This window comes from Cupriavidus malaysiensis (assembly GCF_001854325.1).
In the GTDB taxonomy this organism is placed as follows: domain Bacteria; phylum Pseudomonadota; class Gammaproteobacteria; order Burkholderiales; family Burkholderiaceae; genus Cupriavidus; species Cupriavidus malaysiensis.
This window is the reverse complement of sequence record NZ_CP017755.1, coordinates 2,064,155-2,083,851: the sequence shown is the minus strand read 5'-3', so window position 1 is coordinate 2,083,851 and position 19,697 is coordinate 2,064,155. Positions and strand designations below refer to the sequence as shown.

The window sequence follows — 19,697 nt, the reverse complement described above, 5'->3', positions numbered from 1 at the left end:
GCGTCGATGCACCGGCAACCGTGTCTGGGCGGCATTGTGCGGAGCGTCGATGACAGCGCCATGACAGCACGGTAAGGTGACGTAGGGTGACGGCGGCGGCCATCGGCGCAAGGCTGGAGCGTGCCGGCGCCGGCGCGAGACACGGTGCTTGAAAGCAGCGGTCTTTTTAATTAACATGTTAATCAATGAGTGAGCACGAGACCGGCGCGTCGGTCACGCGGGCATGGCGCCCGCGGCCGGCACCGGTCCATCGGGAGCGAGAGGAGACCATGAGCGCAAGCATGACGCGGCTGGCACGGATCGCCGTGCGCGGCGGCCAGCCGGCCACCGCCGAGGTGGAGGCAACGAGCGGGCTGCCGCTGGACGGCGGCCGCACGCTGGACCCGGCGGCCTTCCGCTGGCTGCCGGCGGTGACCGGCACCGTCTACGGGGCGCTGCTGAACTACCGCGGCGCGCTGGCGGCCCTGGGTGACAGCGTCCACGCCGCGCCCTACCAGGCGCCGCCGGCGGCGCCGATCCTGTACCTCAAGCCGGCCAACACCCTGGCCGGCCACCTCGCCGAGGTCGAACTGGCGCCCGGCACGGAGACGCTCGAGATCGGCGCCGCGCTGGGCATCGTGATCGGCCGGCGCGCCACCCGCATCGACGCGGCGCGCGCTGCCGACTACATTGCCGGCTACACCGTGGTGTCCGACGTCAGCGTGCCCCACGCCAGCTACTACCGTCCGGCGGTGCGCCACAAGTGCCGCGACGGCTACTGCCCGATCGGCCCCTGGATCACGCCCCGCGCGGCGGTGGCCGACGCCGGCGCGCTGGCGCTTTCGGTGCGCATCAACGGCGAGGTGCGGCAGCGCAACCACACATCCAACCTGATCCGTCCGGTCGAGCAGTTGCTGGCGGAAGTCAGCGCCTTCATGTCGCTGGAAGCCGGCGACGTGCTGCTGGCCGGCGTGCCGGAGGGCGCGCCGCTGGCGCGCGCCGGCGACGTGGTGGAGATCGAGATCGAGCATGTCGGCCGCCTGCAGCACCGCGTGGTGGCGGCCGCCCGTAGCGGGGAGGCAGCATGAAGACCGCGCGCGTTGCGTATGACGGCCTGGTCCACGGTGCCCGGCCTGCCGGCGCGGGCCGGCTGAAGCTGGACGACGGCCGCGAAGTGGCCGAGGACGCGGTGGTGTGGCTGCCGCCGGTGGCGCCGCGCACCAGTTTCGCGCTGGGGCTGAACTATGCCGACCACGCGAAGGAACTGGCCTTCAAGGCACCGGAGGAACCGCTGGTCTTCCTCAAGGGGCCGGGCACCTTCATCGGCCACCGCGGCCGCACCATCCGCCCGGACGGCGTCAAGTACATGCATTACGAGTGCGAGCTGGCGGTGGTGATCGGCCGCACCGCGCGCCACGTCAAGGAAGCCGATGCCTATGACTATGTGCGCGGCTACACCGTGGCCAACGACTACGCCATCCGCGACTACCTCGAGAACTACTACCGTCCCAACCTGCGGGTGAAGAACCGCGATACCTGCACGCCGCTGGGCCCCTGGCTGGTGGACCGCGACGATATCGACGACCCGATGAACCTGACCCTGCGCACCACCGTCAACGGCAAGCTGACGCAGGAGGGCTCGACGCGCGACATGATCTTCGGCATCCCGTGGCTGATCGCCTACCTGAGCAGCTTCATGACGCTGGAAGCCGGCGACATGATCCTCACCGGCACGCCGGAAGGGCTGGCCGACACGCAGCCCGGCGACGAGGTCGTCACGGAGATCGAGGGCATCGGACGGCTGGTGAACACCATCGCCGCCGCGGGCGGATACGGCAGCACCGACTGAAGCGACGGGCGCAGCGGACACACGTACTTGCCGGGCGCCGGCAGCAAGGAGACTGAGATGATCAAGCACTGGATCGATGGCAAGCAGGTCGACAGCAAGGACCGCTTCACCACCTGGAACCCCGCCACCGGCGAGGCCATCGCCGAGGTCGCCGCGGGCGGCGAGGCGGAGATCGACGCCGCCGTCGCCGCGGCCAAGGCGGCCTTTCCCAAGTGGGCCAACACACCGGCCAAGGAACGCGCGCGCATCATGCGCCGGCTCGGCGAGCTGATCGCGCAGAACGTGCCGCAGCTGGCGGCGCTGGAAACGCAGGACACCGGCCTGCCCATCGCGCAGACCAGCAAGCAGCTGATCCCGCGCGCTTCCGAGAACTTCAACTTCTTCGCCGAGGTGTGCGTGCAGATGAACGGGCGCACCTATCCGGTCGACGACCAGATGCTCAACTACACGCTCTACCAGCCGGTCGGCGTGTGCGCGCTGATCTCGCCGTGGAACGTGCCCTTCATGACGGCCACCTGGAAGGTCGCGCCCTGCCTGGCGCTGGGCAATACCGCCGTGCTGAAGATGTCCGAGCTGTCGCCGCTCACCGCCGACCAGCTCGGCATGCTGGCGCTGGAAGCCGGCGTGCCGCCCGGCGTGCTCAACGTGGTGCAGGGCCTGGGCGCCACGGCCGGCGACGCGCTGGTGCGCCATCCGGACGTGCGCGCGGTTTCCTTCACCGGCGGCACCGTCACCGGCAAGCGCATCATCGAGCGCGCCGGCCTGAAGAAGTTCTCGATGGAACTGGGCGGCAAGTCGCCGGTGCTGGTGTTCGACGACGCCGACCTCGAGCGCGCGCTCGACGCGGCCCTGTTCACCATCTTCTCGATCAACGGCGAGCGCTGTACCGCCGGCTCGCGCATCTTCGTGCAGGAGACCGTCTACGACGAATTCGTGCGCCAGTTTGCCGAGCGCGCCGCGCGCCTGCGCGTGGGCGACCCGACCGACCCGCAGACCCATGTCGGCGCGATGATCACGCGCCAGCATTGGGAAAAGGTGACCGGCTACATCCGTCTGGGCGAACAGGAAGGCGCGCGCATCCTGGCCGGCGGCCCCGAACTGCCCGAAGGCCTGCCCGCGCACCTGAAACACGGCAACTTCGTGCGCCCGACGGTGCTGGCCGACGTCGACAACCGCATGCGCGTGGCGCAGGAAGAGATCTTCGGGCCCGTGGCCTGCCTGATCCCGTTCAAGGACGAGGAAGACGGCCTGGCGCAGGCCAACGACACCAGCTACGGCCTGGCCTCCTATATCTGGACCCGGGACGTGGGCAAGGTGCACCGCCTGGCACGCGGCATCGAGGCCGGCATGGTCTTCGTCAACAGCCAGAATGTGCGCGACCTGCGCCAGCCCTTCGGCGGCACCAAGGAATCCGGCACCGGGCGCGAGGGGGGCGAGTACAGCTTCGAAGTGTTTGCCGAGGTGAAGAACGTGTGTATTTCGATGGGCAGCCACCATATCCCCAAGTGGGGGGTATGAGGGCCGGGGGGAATGGGCAGTGGGCAGGCGCTGGCATGAGGTGAACGCCGTCGTACTGCCGAATGCCGGCCCTCACCCCCGACCGCTCTCCCGCGGGCGCGAGAGGGGAGCAGGCAGCAGGAAGCAGGAAGCAGGAAGCAGGCAGCAGGAAGGATAAGGGCCATCGCTCTGGCCGGAACCCGGCAAGCAAGGCAGACAAGGCGCAGGCCGGCAGGCACGGCGCCACAGGAAGGAGACAAGACCATGGGCAAGCTTTCGCTGGCCGCCAAGATCACGCATGTACCGTCGATGTACCTGTCGGAGCTGCCCGGCAAGCACCACGGCTGCCGCGCGGCGGCCATCGCCGGGCACCGGGAGATCGGCCGCCGCTGCCGCGAGCTGGGCGTCGACACCATCGTGGTGTCCGACGTGCACTGGCTGGTCAACGCCGGCTACCACGTCAACTGCAACGCGCGCTTCGAGGGCATCTACACCAGCAACGAGCTGCCCCACTTCATCAAGGACATGGCCTATGCCTATGCGGGCAACCCGGAGCTGGGCCGCCTGATCGCCCAGACCGCGTGCGAGCACGGCGTGATGACGCGTGCGCACGAGATCGGCAGCCTGGAGCTTGAGTACGGCACCCTGGTGCCGATGCGCTACATGAACGGCGACCAGCATTTCAAGGTGGTCTCCATCGCCGGCTGGTGCGCCTGGCACCAGCTCGACGAGAGCCGCCGCTTCGGCGTCGCGCTGCGCGAGGCCATCGAGAAGAGCGATGCCAACGTGGCCTTTCTCGCCAGCGGCTCGCTGTCGCACCGCTTCAACGACAACAACAGCCCGGAAGAGAGCATCCACCAGATCAGCCGCGAGTTCTACAAGCAGGTCGACCTGCGCGTGGTCGAGCTGTGGAAGCAGGGCGACTGGGCCACCTTCTGCCGCATGCTGCCCGAGTACAACGAGCTGTGCGTGGGCGAGGGCGGCATGCACGACACGGCGATGCTGCTGGGGCTGCTGGGCTGGGACGCCTATGACAAGCCGGTGGAGATCGTCACCGACTACTTCACCAGTTCGGGTACCGGCCAGATCAACGCGATCTTTCCGCTGCCCTGATCCTTTGCCGAGATTCCGCGAGCACTGCCATGCCTCATGTCATCGTCGAGTACACCGACAATATCCGTGCCGAAGCCGATGTGCCGGCACTGCTGAAGACCATCAACGACACCCTGATCGCACAGGGCGGGGTGTTTCCCATCGGCGGCATCCGCTCGCGCGCCATCGCGCTGGCGGACTACCGCATGGCCGACGGGGAGGAAGACTACGCCTTCGTCCACGTGACGCTGAAGATCGGCGCCGGGCGCGAGGCAGCGGTCAAGAAGAAGGCCTGCGACGAGCTGTTCGAGGCGATCAAGCAGCATTTCGCCGAACTCTACGCCAGGCGCTACCTGGCCTTGTCGATGGAACTGGCCGAGTTCAACGAGGGCGGCAGCTACAAGCACAACAACGTGCACGCCCGTTTCAAGAAGGCCGGCTGAGGCACGCCGAGCCGGCCCATCCGTTCATTGTCGCGGCGCTCGCGCCGCCGGAGTCCCCATGCTGAGTCCCGAACTGATCCGCCAGGTGGCGGAACGCCTGAACCAGGCGGAGAAGACCCGTGTCCAGATCCGCCAGATCTCGCTGGACCATCCCGACATCACCATCGAGGATGCCTATGCGATCCAGCGCGAATGGGTCGCGCTGAAACTGGCAGAAGGCCGCACTGTCAAGGGCCACAAGATCGGGCTGACCTCGCGCGCGATGCAGATGTCGTCGCAGATCGACGAGCCCGACTACGGCACCCTGCTGGACGACATGTTCTTCCACGAAGGCGGCGAGATCCCCACCGGCCGCTTCATCATGCCGCGCGTGGAGGTGGAGCTGGCCTTCATCCTCGGCAAGCCGCTGGCGGGTCCGAACTGCACATTGTTCGACGTCTATGACGCGGTCGAGTACGTGATCCCGGCGCTGGAGATCATCGATGCGCGCAGCCAGTCCATCGATCCCGAGAGCAAGCGCCCGCGCAAGGTGTTCGACACCATCTCCGACAACGCGGCCAACGCCGGCGTGGTGATGGGCGGGCGCCCGGTGCGGCCCTTCGACGTGGACCTGCGCTGGGTCTCGGCCATCATGTCGCGCAACGGCGTGATCGAGGAGACCGGCGTGGCCGCCGGCGTGCTGAACCACCCGGCCAACGGCGTGGCCTGGCTGGCCAACAAGCTGCATCCCTTCGGCGTGCGCCTGGAGGCCGGCGAGGTGATCCTGGGCGGTTCCTTCACCCGCCCGGTGGTGGCCCAGGCGGGCGACACCTTCCACGTCGACTACGGCCCGCTGGGCACGGTCGGCTGCCATTTCGCCTGAGCGCGCCACCCGCGCTCCCCGCACCGGGGCCGCGTGCGGCCCGAGGAGTTTCCCCATGGATTTCCCTGTCAATACCTTCAAGCGCGCACTGCAGGCGGGCGAGCAGCAGATCGGCCTGTGGCTGGGCCTGGCCAGCCCCTACACCGCCGAGCTGCTGGCCGGCGCCGGCTTCGACTGGCTGCTGATCGACGGCGAGCACGCGCCCAATACGGTGCCGTCCATCCTGGCCCAGCTGCAGGCCGTGGCGCCCTATCCGGTGCGGCCGGTGGTGCGCGCGGCCTGGAACGATGCGGTGCTGATCAAGCAACTGCTCGACATCGGCGTGCAGACGCTGCTGGTGCCGATGGTGCAGACCGGCGAGGAAGCGGCCGCCGCCGTGGCCGCCACGCGCTACCCGCCGCAGGGCGTGCGCGGCGTCGGCGCCGCGCTGGCGCGCGCCTCGCGCTGGAACCGCGTGCCCGGCTACCTGGCGCGCGCCAACGAAGAGATGTGCGTGCTGGTGCAGGTGGAGACGCGCGCCGGGCTGGACAACCTGGATGGCATCCTCGCCACCGAGGGCGTCGATGGCGTCTTCATCGGCCCCTCCGACCTCAGCGCCGACTTCGGCCACCTGGGCAACCCCGGCCACCCCGAGGTGCTGCAGGCCATCGCCGATGCCATCGCGCGCATCCGCGCCGCCGGCAAGGCGGCCGGCATCCTCAGCGGCGACGCGGCGCAGTCGCGCCGCTACATGGACCTCGGCACGCGCTTCACCGCCGTCGGCGTGGACACCACCGTGCTGGCCCGCGGCGCCGAGGCGCTGGCCGCGCAGTTCAAGGCGGCGCCGCCCGCCGCCGCCGCCGGAGCGGCACAGGACAAGACCTACTGACGCCCGCCCTGCCGCGCCAGGGGCCAAGACACAGAACAACGCCCTATTCCAAGGAGACACGACCATGCCGGCAGCACAGCGCCAGCGCCATTTCCCTTCCCGCCGCCGCGCCAGGCTCGGCACGCTCGCCCTGGTGGCCGGCCTCGGCCTCGGCCTCGGCGGCATCACGGCCGCGCGGGCCGAGCCGCCCGCGCGCTGGGTGGTGCCCTACAGCGCGGGGGGCGGCAGCGACCTCGCCACCCGCATCGTCGCGCAGAAGATCTCGCCGGTGCTGCAGCAGAACATCGTGGTGGACAACAAGCCGGGCGGCGCCACCATCCTGGCCGCGCAGGACGTGGCGCGCGCCAAGGCGGACGGCGCCACGCTGCTGACGGCGGGGCAGGGCACGCTGGTGCTCAACCCCGCGCTCTATCCCAAGCTGCCCTATGACGCCAAGGCCGACTTCACCCTGGTGACGCCGCTGGTGCGGCTGCCGGTGGTGCTGGTCACCAGCCCGCGCGTGCCGGCCCATACCCTGGCCGAATTCATCCAGTGGCTGAAAGCGGACGGCGGCAAGGCCACCTACGCCTCGGTCGGCACCGGCAGCCCGCACCACCTGAGCGCCCAGCTGATGCTCGACCGTCTCAAGGCACAGGCCGTGCACGTGCCCTACAAGGGCACGCCGCCGGCACTGCAGGACCTCGCCGGCAACCAGGTCGACTTCATGATGGCCGACCTGTCCGCCGCCGCGCCGCTGATCCGCGCCGGCCGCATCCGCGCCATCGCGCTGCCCGCCGAGCAGCGCGCCGCGGTGCTGCCCAACGTGCCGACCTTCGCCGAGGCCGGCCTGGCGGACTTCACCGCCTTCGCCTGGCAAGGCGTGGTGGTGCCGGCCGGCACGCCGTCCGCCACGGTCGACAAGCTGAACGCCGCCATCGTCGCCGCGCTCAAGGACCCGGCGGTCGTCAAGCAGATGCAGGATCTCGGCCTGGAGCCGATGGGCGACAGCCGCGCCGGCTTCGCCGCCTTCGTCGGGCGCGAACAGGCCAAGTGGGGCGCGCTGATCCGGGCGCACCATATCACGCTGGAGTAGGGGGCAGGCGGGCCGGGCTGGCGCCTCCGTGGCGGGCATGCGTGATGGGGCTCACGTTGACGGACCTTGCCTGCGCCCGCGTGCACCGCTGGCGACGACCGGAGGAGGGCGCCGGATTTTCCGGCCGCCGCTGAGCCGTTCCGCCGCTGCGCCGCCTCAGGCGGCGGCCGGATGCCAGCCCGGCAGCGTGCGCGCGGCCGCCGGCGCGCCGGGCGCCGCCAGCAGGCAGGCGGGGTGCATGCCGTGCAGGTTGGCGCAGGCGTTGGCCAGCGTGGCGGCGTCGCGCAGGCCGGCTGCCTGGGCCAGGCGGCCGAGGCCGGCCGGCGTGGCGGTGTCGGGCGGCAGCCCCGGCACCGCCAGCGCATAGAGCGCGTGCGCCACGCGCTGCTCGCGCAGCAGGGCGTGCAGTGCCTCGCCCTCGGCGAACAGCCGCGCGCGCACCAGGCGCGGCGCCACGTGCCAGCGTTCGGCGGCCAGCGTGGCGTTCCAGGCCAGGCGGGGCTGCAGGAAGATCGCATGGGCCAGCGCGCGTGACCAGTATTTTTCCTGCCCGCCCGCCAGCAGCATGCGCGGGCAGGCCTGGTCGGGCACCGCGGTCAGCGTCAGCTCCACCGGCCGGCCGGGGCCGGCCTGCAGGTCGCAGTCGAAGTGGGCGAAGGCGGGGACCACGAAGGGATCGCCGGGCCGGACCTCGCGCCGCGCATTGGCATCGCGCAGCCGTGCCACGCCGCGCACGGCTTCCACGCGCACGGCGAAGGGGAAGCGCAGCCGGCTCAGGCGAAGTTCGGAGGGGATCTGGAAGGCCATGACGGGTCGGGAAGCCGGCGCGCTTCAGGCGCGCCGTGCCGGCATTGTATGCCGGCCGCGCGGTAGAGAGCTCATAGCACTCATAGCGCTCATAGCGCTGACAGCCCGAAGCGGCGCAACTGCTCGAGGTCGGTCACGCGGATGCTCTGGTAGGACAGGTCGACCATGCCGTCGGCGGCCAGGCGGCGCAGGGCCTGGTTGACGCGCTGGCGGGACAGGCCCGTGAGCAGGCCGATTTCCTCCTGCGACAGTTCCAGCACGGCGCTGGTGCGGGGATACAGCGCCGGATGGAAGAGCTGGGCGATGGCCTGGGCGACGCGCGCGTCGGCGCCCAGCAGGCGGTCGTTCTGCACCATGGCGATGAACTGCCCCATGCGTTCGTTGAGCTGGCGCACCACGAAGGAGGCGAAGGGCAGGCTTTCGCCGAGCAGCGTATGGAATACATCGTCCGGCACCAGCAGCACGCGTGAATCGCGGATGGCGATCACGTCGTAGCGGCGCGGTTCGCGCTTGAGCACGCTGCCTTCGCCGCACCAGCCGCCGGCCGGTACGCCGGAGAAGGTGCAGCCGCGGCCATCGGCGGTATAGACCGCCAGCTTGATCAGGCCGGTGTCGGCGCCGATCCAGTAGCGCGAGGTCTCGCCGCGGCGGGCGATGTAGGCGCCTGCCGCGTAGTCCTGCACCAGGGTCTGCCGTGCCGCCAGGGCCTGGTGGTGCGGCGCCAGCGCGTCGAACCACGCATGGCCGGCGAGCACGGCGGCGGCCTGCGGGGCAGGGCCGGGGTCGGCGGACGGGGGCTCGGTGGTCATGGCGGCAGGCGGCGGCAGGCGGAAAGCGGCTGGCAAGGCGGTGGCGGCGACAGGACGGCGGAAGCGCTGGAAGCGGCGGAATGCGGCGCGCGCGGCGCACTGTCATCCAGGCGACAGTGCGGCGGCGTGTGCGATGATAGCCTTGCAGCGCAAAAAGTAACAGCGCCGGGCGCGGTCCGCGCCGGCGCACGTGGAGACTCCAAGCATGCCGACCGACTTCGAGACGGGCCTGGGCAAGAACCCGGCCAATTTCGTTCCCCTCACTCCCATCGACTTCATCGCCCGCGCTGCCGAAGTGTATGGCGACCGGCTCGCCATCGTGCACGGCCCGGTGCGGCAGAACTGGCGCGACACCTACGCGCGCACCCGCCGCCTGGCCAGCGCGCTGGCCGCGGCCGGGGTGGGCAAGGGGGACACCGTGGCGGCGCTGCTGCCCAACACCCCGGCCATGATCGAGGCCCATTTCGGCGTGCCGATGGCGGGCGCGGTGCTCAATGCGCTCAATATCCGCCTGGACGCCGCCAACCTGCTGTTCATGCTGCGCCACGGCGAGGCGCGCGTGCTGCTGGCCGACACCGAGTTCGCCGACGTGGCGCGCCAGATGGCGCTGGAAGTGCCCGGCCTGAAGGTGATCGCCGTGCATGACGCGCTCGGCCCCGTGCCGGCCCAGCCCTTCGGCGAGACCGACTACGAGAGCTTCCTCGCCGGCGGCGACCCGGAATACGCCTGGCGCCTGCCGGACGACGAGTGGGATGCCATTGCCCTGAACTACACCTCGGGCACCACCGGCGACCCGAAGGGCGTGGTCTACCACCACCGCGGCGCGGCCATCAACGCGGTCTCCAACATCCTCGAATGGGACATGCCCAAGCATGCCGTCTACCTGTGGACGCTGCCGCTGTTCCATTGCAACGGCTGGTGCTTCCCGTGGACGGTGGCGGCCCGCGCCGGGGTCAACGTCTGCCTGCGCAAGTTCGAGCCCAAGCTGGTCTTCGACCTGATGCGCGATGAAGGCGTGACTCACTACTGCGCCGCGCCCATCGTCCATACCGCCCTGGTCAACGCGCCGGCGGCCTGGCGCGAAGGGCTGCGCGGGCCGGTGCGCGGCATGGTGGCGGGCGCGCCGCCGCCGGCCGCGGTGCTGGCGCAGATGGAGGCCATGGGCTTCGACCTGACCCACGTCTACGGCCTGACCGAGGTCTACGGCCCGGCCGCGGTGTGCGCCGAGCAGGACAGCTGGACGGCGCTGTCGCAGGAAGAACGTGCGGTGATGAAGGCCCGCCAGGGCGTGCGCTACCACCTGCAGTCGCAGGTGGCGGTGCTGGATCCCGACACCATGGAGCCGGTGCCGGCCGACGGCGAGACCATCGGCGAGATCATGTTCCGCGGCAATATCTGCATGAAGGGCTATCTCAAGAACGAGAAGGCCTCGCGCGAAGCCTTCGCCGGCGGCTGGTTCCACACCGGCGACCTGGGCGTGTGCATGCCTGACGGCTACGTCAAGATCAAGGACCGCAGCAAGGACATCATCATCTCCGGCGGCGAGAACATCTCCTCGGTCGAGGTCGAAGACGCGCTGTACCGCCATCCCGCGGTGCTGGCGGCGGCGGTGGTCGCCCAGCCCGACGCCAAGTGGGGCGAGACGCCATGCGCCTTCGTCGAGCTGAAGGAAGGCGCGAGCGTCACCGCCGAGGAACTGATGGCGCACTGCCGCTCGCTGCTGGCGGGCTTCAAGGTACCCAAGGCGGTCTATTTCGGGCCGCTGCCCAAGACCTCGACCGGGAAGATCCAGAAGTTCGAGCTGCGCCGCAAGGTCAAGTCGGACTCGGCCATCGACGTCTGATGCCCGCGGCCTGAGGCCCCAACCCTGGCCGCGGCGTTCCGCGGCCGTGCGTCCCGTGCGCGGGCGGCGCTGTGCGACAATGCCTCGCACCGGCCGCCTGCGCCGCTTCCCACCTGCCAGGACGCACCATGACCACCGACACGGCTGCACCGACCCGCGCGCCCGACAGCGCCGCGCTGCGCGACTTCGTCGAGCGCAAGTGGAACGACGAGATCGTCCCCGCGCTGACCGACTACATCGGCATTCCCGCCAAGAGTCCTGCCTTCGACGCCGACTGGGCCCGCCACGGCCACCTGGAGCGCGTCGTCGCCGATGCCGCCGCCTGGGTCGAGCGCCAGCCGGTGCGCGGCCTCAAGCTGGAAGTGATCCGCCTGCCCGGGCGCACGCCGCTGCTCTATTTCGAGACGCCCGCCACGCGTTCGGGCAGCAGCGAGACCATCGTGCTGTACGGCCACCTCGACAAGCAGCCCGAGTTCGACGGCTGGCGCCGCGACCTCGGCCCCTGGACGCCCAAGATGGAGGACGGGCGCCTCTACGGCCGCGGCGGCGCCGACGACGGTTATGCCGTCTACGCCAGCATCGCGGCGCTGGCCGCGCTCGATGCGCAGGGCGTGGAGCGCCCGCGCTGCGTGGGCCTGATCGAGACCTGCGAGGAATCCGGCAGCTATGACCTGCTGCCGTATGTGGACGCGCTGCGCCAGCGCCTGGGGCGGGTCGGCCTGGTGGTCTGCCTGGATTCCGGCGCCGGCAACTACGACCAGCTGTGGCTGACCACCTCGCTGCGCGGCCTGGTGGTGGGCGACCTCGAAGTGGAGGTGCTGGAGGAGGGCATCCACTCGGGCTCCTATGGCGGCATCGCGCCGTCCAGCTTCCGCGTGATGCGCCAGTTGTTCGAGCGCCTGGAGGATGCCGCCACCGGCAATATCCTGCCCGACGCCTTCCATTGCCCGGTTCCGGCCGACCGCCTGCGCGAGACCGAGGCGGCCGCGCGCATCCTCGGCGAGGCGGTATGGAAGGGCATGCCCTGGTCGTGCGGCCAGGACGGCCGGCCGGTGCTGCCGGTGGTGGCCGATCCGCAGGAAGTGCTGCTCAACGCCAACTGGCGGCCCTCGCTGTCGGTCACCGGCGCCGCCGGCCTGCCGTCGCTGGCGGATGCCGGCAATGTGCTGCGCCCGCGCACGGCCTTCAAGCTGTCGCTGCGCTTGCCGCCGCTGGTCGACGCTGCGCGGGCGGCGGCCGATCTCAAGGCCCTGCTCGAACTGGACCCGCCCTACAACGCCAAGGTCACCTTCAAGCCCGCCGCCGGCGCGGCCAACGGCTGGAACGCGCCCGGCCTGGCGCCCTGGCTGGAACAGGCCATGAACACGGCCTCGCGCACCCACTTCGGCCATGACCTGGCCTATATCGGCCAGGGCGGCACCATCCCCTTGATGAACACATTGCAGGCCGGCTTCCCGTCGGCGCAGTTCATGGTGTGCGGCGTGCTGGGGCCGAAGTCCAATGCCCACGGTCCCAACGAGTTCCTGCACGTGCCCTACGCGCGCAAGCTGACGGCGGCCGTCGCCGAGGTGATCGCGGCGGCGCCCTGAGACGCCCTCCCGTCGCCCGCTTCCTGCCACAAGCCTTCGGGCGACGGATAGACAGCGTTTGCGCCGGCGCTCAGCGCGCGCTGGCGCCGGTGGCCGCCACCGCTGCCACGCGCCGCTGGGGCAGGGCGCCGCTGAAGGCGAAGTCCACCTCCGGGGCGCGGCCGCTGATGATGTCGGCGATGGCGCGCCCGGAGCCGCAGCCATGCGTCCAGCCCAGCGTGCCGTGGCCGGTGTTCAGGTAGAGCCCCGCCACGCTGCTGGCGCCGATGTACGGCACGTTGCCCGGCGTGGCCGGGCGCAGTCCGGTCCAGTAGCGCGCCAGTTCCGGGCGGCTCATGCCCGGGAAGATCTCCAGCGTGCGGCGCACGATGGCTTCGCAGCGCAGCGGATTGAGTTCCATCGCATAGCCGTTAAGCTCCGCCGTGCCGGCGATGCGCAGGCGGTCGCCGAAGCGGGAGAAGACCAGCTTGTACTCGTCGTCGGTCAGGCTGACGCTGGGCGCCCGTTCCGCATCGAGCACCGGCAGCGTCGCCGAGTAGCCCTTGGCGGGATAGATATCGAGCTTGATCCCCAGCGGCCGCGCCAGCAGCGGGCTGAAGCTGCCCAGCGCCAGCACGTAGGCATCGGCGCTTTCGAGCTGGTAGGCGCCGCTGTCGTCGGCATATTCCACCGCCCGCATGCCGCCGCCGTCGGCATGCAGCCGCTGCACGCGCACGCCGTAGCGGAAGCGCACGCCGGCCGCCTCGCAACGCGCCGCCAGCGCGGTGGTGAAGCGGTGCACGTCGCCCGACTCGTCCGCGCTGGTGTAGGTGGCGCCGGCCAGGCGCGGCGCGATGGCGGCCAGCGCCGGTTCGATGCGCACCACTTCGTCGGCACCGATGACCTGGCGTTCGCAGCCGAGCTCGCGCATGATGCGGGCCGGCTCGATGGCGGCATCGAACTCCTTGGCGCTGGTGTAGAAGTGGAGGATGCCGCGGCTGAGGTGGTCGTACTCGATGCCTGTTTCGGCGCGCAGCGCCTGCAGGCTGGCGCGGCTGTAGGTGCCCAGGTTGAGCAGCTGGATCATGTTGTGGGTGGAGCGGCGCGCCGAGCATTCGCGCAGGAACTTCAGGCCCCAGGACCACTGTGCGGGATCGGCGCGCAGGCGGAACAGCAGCGGCGCATCCTCCTTGCCCAGCCAGCGCAGCAGTTTCCACGGCGCGGCGGGATTGGCCCAGGGTTCGGCATGGCTGACGGAGATCTGGCCGCCGTTGCCGAAGCTGGTTTCGCGCGCCGCGCCGGCATTGCGTTCGAGCACCACCACTTCGTGGCCAGCCTTGGCGAGATACCAGGCCGAGGCCACGCCGATCACGCCCGCGCCCATCACGATGACTTTCATTTCTCTGGCTCCAGGAAAGCAAAAAGGGGCAGGCGTGCGGTGTCGCACGCCTGCCCCCACTGTCCTTTTGCCTGAGAGATTCGCCTGGTCCACCCGGACTTCGGCTTGCCCCTTCGGCGGCCGCCGGCGCTGGTGTCTGCCAGCCTGCCGCGACGCTCTCCAGTTGGTTCGGTATCCAGTCTGTTGCACCTGAGCGTTTCGGGGGTACGCCTTCGGTAGGAGCGGCACCGGCAGCCTGCCGGGATGCTCCGTTCTCCTGGAACGCGCACCATAGCATGGGCCTGAGCCGGGCGGCAAGCCCCCGCGCCGGGTGGCGCGGGCAGCACGCCGGGCGAGGCGGGGCGGGCGCGGCGGCGGCCGGTGTGCGGACGCTGTGCCGACCCGCTTGTCTCATCCTGAGACACCGCGTGGATCGAAGCGAGACGGTGGCCGCACGCGCCGCGCCGGCGGCCTCGGGGAAAACGAGCAGGCGCGCGCCGGCGCGCTTGAAATCGCCCGGGGCCTCACCTAAAGTCATCCACCACCCGGGCGCCGCCCCGCGCGATGCGCGCCGCCGGGCACAACATAACAAGCCGCACGGAGACAGCCCCCCAATGAGGCAAGCCGCAGACAGCCTTCCCCTCGACGTGCGCACCGCGCGGCGCCAGTTCTTCGACGGCCGGCTGGTGCCGCCCGGCACCATCCCCGAGCGCATCGCCAGTTCCTGGCAGCGTGCCGCCACCTACGGGCTGCGCCCGGGCGACCGCGCGCTCGGCACCAACTTCGTCACGCACAGCCAGTTGCGCCGGCTCGAAGCGGAGCACCAGGCCCTGATCGCCTGCGCCGAAGAGGATATGGCGATCCTGGCGGGCGCGTTTCCGTCGCGCCACTGGCTGGTGTTCTGCACCAACGCCGAAGGCGTGATCGTCAGTTCCACCGTGCAGGGGGGCGCCGGGCCGTCGCAGGCGCGCGCGCTGGTGGGCGGCAAGCGCGTCAGCGAGGCGGCGCTGGGCACCAATGCGCCGGCCTGCGTGCTGAGCGAAGGCGGCCTGCCGATCGAGATCCGCCGCGGCGAGCACTATCTCGAAGAACTGATCGACGTGGTCTGCGCGGCGGCGCCCATCCATGATCCGCACGACAGGCTGGTCGGCGTGCTGGATATCACGGGCTTCGGCATCGACCTGCCGGCCTACGCGCTCAGCCGCGTGCAGGCCGCCGCCATGTCGATCGAGAACCGCATGTACGCCGGCATGGCCGGCTGCCGCATCCTGCGCCTGCACCACGATCCGCGCATGCTGGGCACGCCCGCCGAAGGCATCGTCGCCATTTCGCGCGACGACGTGATCGTCGCGGCCAACCGCGCGGCGCGCCAGATGCTGGGGCGGCCGGGCGGGACCTGGGCGCCGCGCGCGCTCGACGAGGTCTTTGCCGGCGGGCTGCGCGCTGCGGCCGCCGGCGCGGCGGGCGCGGCGACGCTGAACGGACGTGGGGGCGAGCGCTATTTCGTCGCGCTGGAGCCTGCGCCGGCTCCAACACGGGCGCAGGCCGCGACGCCGGGCGCGGGCGCGCCACGGCCATCCACGCCGGCGGCCGCCGGCGCGGCGCAGGGTTGCGTGCTGGCCGACGCCAGGCTGGCGCGGCTGTTCGGCAAGGCGGCCACGGTCCTGCGCGAGCAGGTGCCGGTGATCCTGCTGGGCGAAACCGGCACCGGCAAGAGCATGCTGGCACGCGCGCTGCACGAGGCCAGCCGGCCGGGCCGCGCCTTCGTCTCGCTCAATTGCTCGGCGATCCCGGAAGGGCTGGCCGAAGCCGAGCTGTTCGGCTATGAGGAGGGCGCCTTCACCGGCGGCCGCAAGGGCGGCAGCATCGGCAAGATCGAGCAGGCCAGCCACGGCACCCTGTTCCTGGACGAGATCGGCGACATGCCGCTGGCGCTGCAGGCGCGCCTGCTGAGCGTGCTGCAGGATCGCAGCGTGACGCGCGTGGGCGGCCATCGCGCGATCCCGGTGGACATCTCGGTGATCTGTGCCACCCATCGCGACCTGCCGGCGCTGGTGCGCGCCGGCGCCTTCCGCGAGGACCTGCTGTACCGCCTGAACGGCCTCTCGGTGCAGGTGCCGGCCTTGCGCGAGCGCACCGACCTGGCCGAACTGATCCAGGCGCAGGTCGACGCGCTCGCCGGCGGGCGGCGCAAGCGTCTCGATGCGGACGTGATGGCATTGCTGATGGCGCATGCCTGGCCGGGCAACGTGCGCGAACTGCACCAGGCCCTGCGCGCGGCGCTGGCGCTGTCCGGCGGCGGCGAGACGGTGGGGCGCGAGCACTTCGACGAGACCTGGCTGGCGCAGGCGGCCGCGCTGGCCGTGGCGCCGCCCGTCGCGCACCTGCAGGCCGGCATGCCGGCCGCGCCAGGCGCTGCCACCGCTGCTGCCGCTGCGGTCCCGGCGCGCTCCACCATGCTGGCCGACCTGGAAAGCGAGACGATCGAGCGCACGCTGTCGGAGCTGGGCGGCAACCGCGCGCAGGCGGCGCGCGTGCTCGGCATCTCGCGCGCCACGCTGTACCGCAAGCTGGCGCGGCTGCAGCGCGGCTGAGCGAACGCGCCAGGTGAGCGCGCGCCGGCGTGCCCCGGCGTGCCTTGCGCCGGCCGCGCACGCAGCGTGCATCTCGCACATCCAGCATCCAGCATCCAGCATCCAGCATCCAGCGCATCCAGCGCATCCAGCGCGGCCGTCCTGTCCTCTTCGCCGCTCCTCAGCGGCTTTCCGTTTCCCCCGTCCCCTGCCGATGCCAGTGCCACGTGCCCACCGCAGGCAAGGCACGCGGCTGCCTGTCTCACCGGCGCGAGACAGTGCCCGCTCCTGAGACACCACGGCTGTCGCCGGTGTCTCAAGTCGCGCCGCCGCGCAGGGCATCTCCACGGCGCGGCGTGCGCGCAGCCCCTTCCAGCCGCCTGGCGCCGCGTGTGCCAGGGCAGGCGGCGCGGCAGGCACGCGCTTTGCATTGTGCTCGGGGCGTGGGTGGCCGCGTGCCGTCCCGTCGTTCAGGGCCGCACAGGTCCTCACCGAACAACAGCTCGATAGCTCGATAGCTCAATAGCTCAATCACTCGGCAGCACAAGAAAGAACCAACGAGGAGACCAGGACATGAAAGACATCGCAGGATTGCTGATCGGCGGCAAGCTGGTGCGCGGCAGCGCGGAACTCGAGGTGGTCAATCCCGCCACCGGCGAGGTGTTCACCACCGTGTCGCGCGCCACGGAGCACGAGGCCAATGCGGCCGTGGCGGCAGCCAAGGCGGCCCAGCCGGCCTGGGCCGCGCTCGGCCTGGAGGCGCGCCGCGCGCTGCTGCTGCGCTTCGCCGACGGCCTCGAGGCCAATGCGGAGGACCTTGCCGCGACGCTGGTGCTGGAGCAGGGCAAGCCGCTCGCCGAGGCACGCCAGGAACTGGCGTTCGCGCAGGCCTTCGTGCGCCACATCGCCGGCCTGAGCCTGCCGGTATCCGTGGTGCAGGACGATGCCACCCATCGCATCGAGGTCCATCACCGGCCGCTGGGCGTGGTGGCGGCGATCGCCGCCTGGAACTTCCCGGTGCTGATCGCCGCCTACAAGATCGCGCCGGCGCTGCTGATGGGCAATACGGTGGTGCTCAAGCCCGCGCCGACCACGCCGGTGGCGTCGCTGCAGCTCGGCGCCATGGCCGCCGACATCTTCCCGCCGGGCGTGCTCAACGTGATCACCGACCGCAATGACCTGGGCAGCCTGCTGACCTCCCACCCCGATGTGGCCAAGGTCTCGTTCACGGGCTCCACCGCGACCGGGAAGAAGGTCATGGAGAGCGCCGGGCCGCGCCTGAAGCGCATCACGCTGGAGCTGGGCGGCAACGACGGTGCCATCGTGCTGGACGACGCCGACGTCGCCGAGGTCGCCCCGCGCATCTTCGGCAGCGCCTTCTACAACTGCGGGCAGGTCTGCCTGGCGCTCAAGCGCCTGTACGTGCACGCCTCGCAGTACGACCGCATGTGCGAGGCGCTGGCCGAGCTGGCCAGCCAGGCGGTGGTGGGCAACGGCGCCGATGCCGGTGTCACCATCGGCCCGCTGCAGAACGCCATGCAGTTCGACAAGGCGGGCCGCTTTCTCGCCGCCGCGCGGCGCGATGGCCGCATCCTCGCCGGCGGGGCGCCGCTCAAGGGCGGCGGCTATTTCGTCGCGCCCACCATCGTGCGCGACCTGCCTGACCACAATGCGCTGGTCGCCGAGGAGCAGTTCGCCCCCATCCTGCCGGTGCTGAAGTACGAGCAGATCGACGAGGCGGTGGCCCGCGTCAATGCCTCGCCCTACGGCCTGGGCGGCTCGGTGTGGTCGGCCAGCGAGGACCGCGCGAGCGAGGTGGCGCGCCGCCTCGACGTCGGCACCGCGTGGGTCAACCACCACCTGCATTTCGGCCCGCACATCCCGCTGGTGGGCGCCAAGGAATCCGGTATCGGCGTCGAGTTCGGCACCGAAGGGCTGGCCGAGTTCGCCCAGCTCAGCGTGCTCAACATCGCCCACCGCCAGGTCGGCTGAGCCTGCCGCACGTACGCACGTATGCACGCGCGCGACGCCGCGCGCGTGCCCGCAGCCGCCGCAGCGCGGCGACCAAGACAACGAAAAAGAAGAGAGAAACGGAGGAAACATGAAGCCTGGACAGACGACCCCCGGTCGCCTGCGGCGACGGCTGCGCGCCGTCGCCACCTCGGCCGCCGTGGCGCTGGCCTGCGCGGCCATGCCGGCGCACGCCATCGACGTGGATGCCGGCGACTACACCGCGCTGCCGGCCGGCACCAACCTCGGCCTGCTGTACTACCAGCACGCCGAGCGCGACAAGGTCTATGCCGGCGGCACGCAGGTCGCGGGCGGCAGGTTGAACTCGGACATCGGCATCCTGCGCTATGTGCATTTCATGGACATCGGCGGCTTCACCGTCGATCCGCAGATCCTGCTGCCCTTCGGCGGCCTGCGCGGCAGCAAGGACCTGAGCGCGCTCGGCAGCGGCGCCGGTGTCGCCGATCCCATCCTGGCCGCCACCGTCTGGCTGCTGAACCAGCCCGAGCAGAAGCGCTATTTCGGCATCACCCCCTTCCTCTATGTGCCGGTCGGCAGCTACGACAAGAGCCGGGCGCTGAACCTGGGCGAGAACCGCTGGAAATTCGCCCTGCAGGCCGGCTATATCACGCCGCTGGTGGGCCGCTTCACGCTCGACCTGGTCGCCGACGTGACCTTCTACGGCGCCAACGGCCAGTTCGGCGCGAACTCGGCCCGGCTGACCCAGGATCCGCTGTTCCAGGGCCAGGCGTGGCTGCGCTACGCCGTCACCGACAGCCTGGACCTGCGCGGCGGCCTGTCCTATGCGGCCGGTGGCGAGAGCAAGGTGGATGGGGTGTCGCGCAACGACCGCACCAATACCTCGAAATTCTCGATCGGCGCGGCGTGGTTCCCCAGCCCGACGCTGCAGCTGCTGGCGACCTACGGCCAGGACATCGCGGTGCGCAACGGGCCAATGGAAGGCAGCCGCGTCAACCTGCGGCTGCTCAAGGTGTTCTGAGCCGCGGCCAGCGACAGGAAGCACGGCGACAAGAAGCAACCCGACAA

General features: G+C 70.8%; 16 protein-coding genes and 1 riboswitch. Of the genes, 13 read left to right on the top strand and 3 right to left on the bottom strand.

The window, feature by feature from the left end:
• Positions 1–269: 269 nt before the first annotated feature.
• The 8 genes from BKK80_RS28755 (at position 270) to BKK80_RS28720 (ending at position 7,662) form a co-directional block, all read left to right on the top strand.
• Positions 270–1,067: a fumarylacetoacetate hydrolase family protein gene (locus BKK80_RS28755; RefSeq protein WP_231908109.1), complete on the top strand. Its 798-nt coding sequence runs from the start codon at positions 270–272 to the stop codon at positions 1,065–1,067.
• Positions 1,064–1,828: a fumarylacetoacetate hydrolase family protein gene (locus BKK80_RS28750; protein WP_071019482.1), complete on the top strand. Its 765-nt coding sequence runs from the start codon at positions 1,064–1,066 to the stop codon at positions 1,826–1,828. Before BKK80_RS28755 ends, BKK80_RS28750 begins: the two co-directional genes overlap by 4 nt.
• A gap of 57 nt (positions 1,829–1,885) precedes the next feature.
• Positions 1,886–3,346 (top strand): 5-carboxymethyl-2-hydroxymuconate semialdehyde dehydrogenase, encoded by a 1,461-nt coding sequence (gene hpaE, locus BKK80_RS28745; protein ID WP_071019486.1) that lies wholly within the window; start codon positions 1,886–1,888, stop codon positions 3,344–3,346.
• 243 nt (positions 3,347–3,589) lie between these two features.
• Positions 3,590–4,438, top strand: a complete 849-nt coding sequence (gene hpaD / locus BKK80_RS28740) for a 3,4-dihydroxyphenylacetate 2,3-dioxygenase (RefSeq protein WP_071019488.1) — start codon at positions 3,590–3,592, stop codon at positions 4,436–4,438.
• Between the two features lie 29 nt (positions 4,439–4,467).
• Positions 4,468–4,860 (top strand): 5-carboxymethyl-2-hydroxymuconate Delta-isomerase, encoded by a 393-nt coding sequence (locus tag BKK80_RS28735; RefSeq protein WP_071040103.1) that lies wholly within the window; start codon positions 4,468–4,470, stop codon positions 4,858–4,860.
• Between the two features lie 58 nt (positions 4,861–4,918).
• Positions 4,919–5,722: a 2-oxo-hept-4-ene-1,7-dioate hydratase gene (gene hpaH / locus BKK80_RS28730; protein WP_071040102.1), complete on the top strand. Its 804-nt coding sequence runs from the start codon at positions 4,919–4,921 to the stop codon at positions 5,720–5,722.
• 55 nt (positions 5,723–5,777) lie between these two features.
• Positions 5,778–6,590, top strand: coding sequence for a 4-hydroxy-2-oxoheptanedioate aldolase (gene hpaI / locus BKK80_RS28725; protein WP_071072267.1), 813 nt, complete (start codon positions 5,778–5,780; stop codon positions 6,588–6,590).
• A 64-nt stretch (positions 6,591–6,654) separates the two neighbouring features.
• On the top strand, positions 6,655–7,662 hold the full coding sequence (locus BKK80_RS28720) for a Bug family tripartite tricarboxylate transporter substrate binding protein (protein ID WP_084545798.1): 1,008 nt from the start codon (positions 6,655–6,657) through the stop codon (positions 7,660–7,662).
• 156 nt (positions 7,663–7,818) lie between these two features.
• Here the strand turns inward: BKK80_RS28720 and BKK80_RS28715 are convergent, their stop codons facing one another.
• A complete protein-coding gene (locus tag BKK80_RS28715) occupies positions 7,819–8,469 on the bottom strand; it encodes an AraC family transcriptional regulator (RefSeq protein ID WP_071040100.1) in 651 nt (216 codons plus the stop codon).
• Between the two features lie 89 nt (positions 8,470–8,558).
• Positions 8,559–9,278, bottom strand: a complete 720-nt coding sequence (locus tag BKK80_RS28710) for a Crp/Fnr family transcriptional regulator (protein ID WP_071019502.1) — start codon at positions 9,276–9,278, stop codon at positions 8,559–8,561.
• A 205-nt stretch (positions 9,279–9,483) separates the two neighbouring features.
• Here BKK80_RS28710 and BKK80_RS28705 point away from each other — a divergent pair, with 205 nt between their 5' ends.
• Positions 9,484–11,121 carry an acyl-CoA synthetase gene (locus tag BKK80_RS28705; protein ID WP_071019505.1) on the top strand — a complete coding sequence of 546 codons (1,638 nt, stop codon included), beginning with the start codon at positions 9,484–9,486 and terminating at the stop codon, positions 11,119–11,121.
• A gap of 128 nt (positions 11,122–11,249) precedes the next feature.
• Positions 11,250–12,710 (top strand): M20/M25/M40 family metallo-hydrolase, encoded by a 1,461-nt coding sequence (locus BKK80_RS28700; protein WP_071040099.1) that lies wholly within the window; start codon positions 11,250–11,252, stop codon positions 12,708–12,710.
• Positions 12,711–12,780: 70 nt separating this feature from the next.
• Here the strand turns inward: BKK80_RS28700 and BKK80_RS28695 are convergent, their stop codons facing one another.
• Positions 12,781–14,088: a D-amino acid dehydrogenase gene (locus tag BKK80_RS28695; protein WP_071019511.1), complete on the bottom strand. Its 1,308-nt coding sequence runs from the start codon at positions 14,086–14,088 to the stop codon at positions 12,781–12,783.
• A 49-nt stretch (positions 14,089–14,137) separates the two neighbouring features.
• Positions 14,138–14,261, bottom strand: a riboswitch (glycine riboswitch).
• Between the two features lie 420 nt (positions 14,262–14,681).
• Between BKK80_RS28695 and BKK80_RS28690 the strand changes: the two genes are divergently transcribed.
• The 3 genes from BKK80_RS28690 (at position 14,682) to BKK80_RS28680 (ending at position 19,650) form a co-directional block, all read left to right on the top strand.
• Positions 14,682–16,661 carry a sigma-54-dependent Fis family transcriptional regulator gene (locus BKK80_RS28690; RefSeq protein ID WP_071072265.1) on the top strand — a complete coding sequence of 660 codons (1,980 nt, stop codon included), beginning with the start codon at positions 14,682–14,684 and terminating at the stop codon, positions 16,659–16,661.
• Positions 16,662–17,213: 552 nt separating this feature from the next.
• Positions 17,214–18,632 (top strand): aldehyde dehydrogenase family protein, encoded by a 1,419-nt coding sequence (locus BKK80_RS28685; RefSeq protein ID WP_071072263.1) that lies wholly within the window; start codon positions 17,214–17,216, stop codon positions 18,630–18,632.
• 109 nt (positions 18,633–18,741) lie between these two features.
• Complete coding sequence (locus BKK80_RS28680; RefSeq protein WP_071072261.1) at positions 18,742–19,650, top strand: transporter; 909 nt, start codon at positions 18,742–18,744, stop codon at positions 19,648–19,650.
• Positions 19,651–19,697 lie beyond the last annotated feature (47 nt).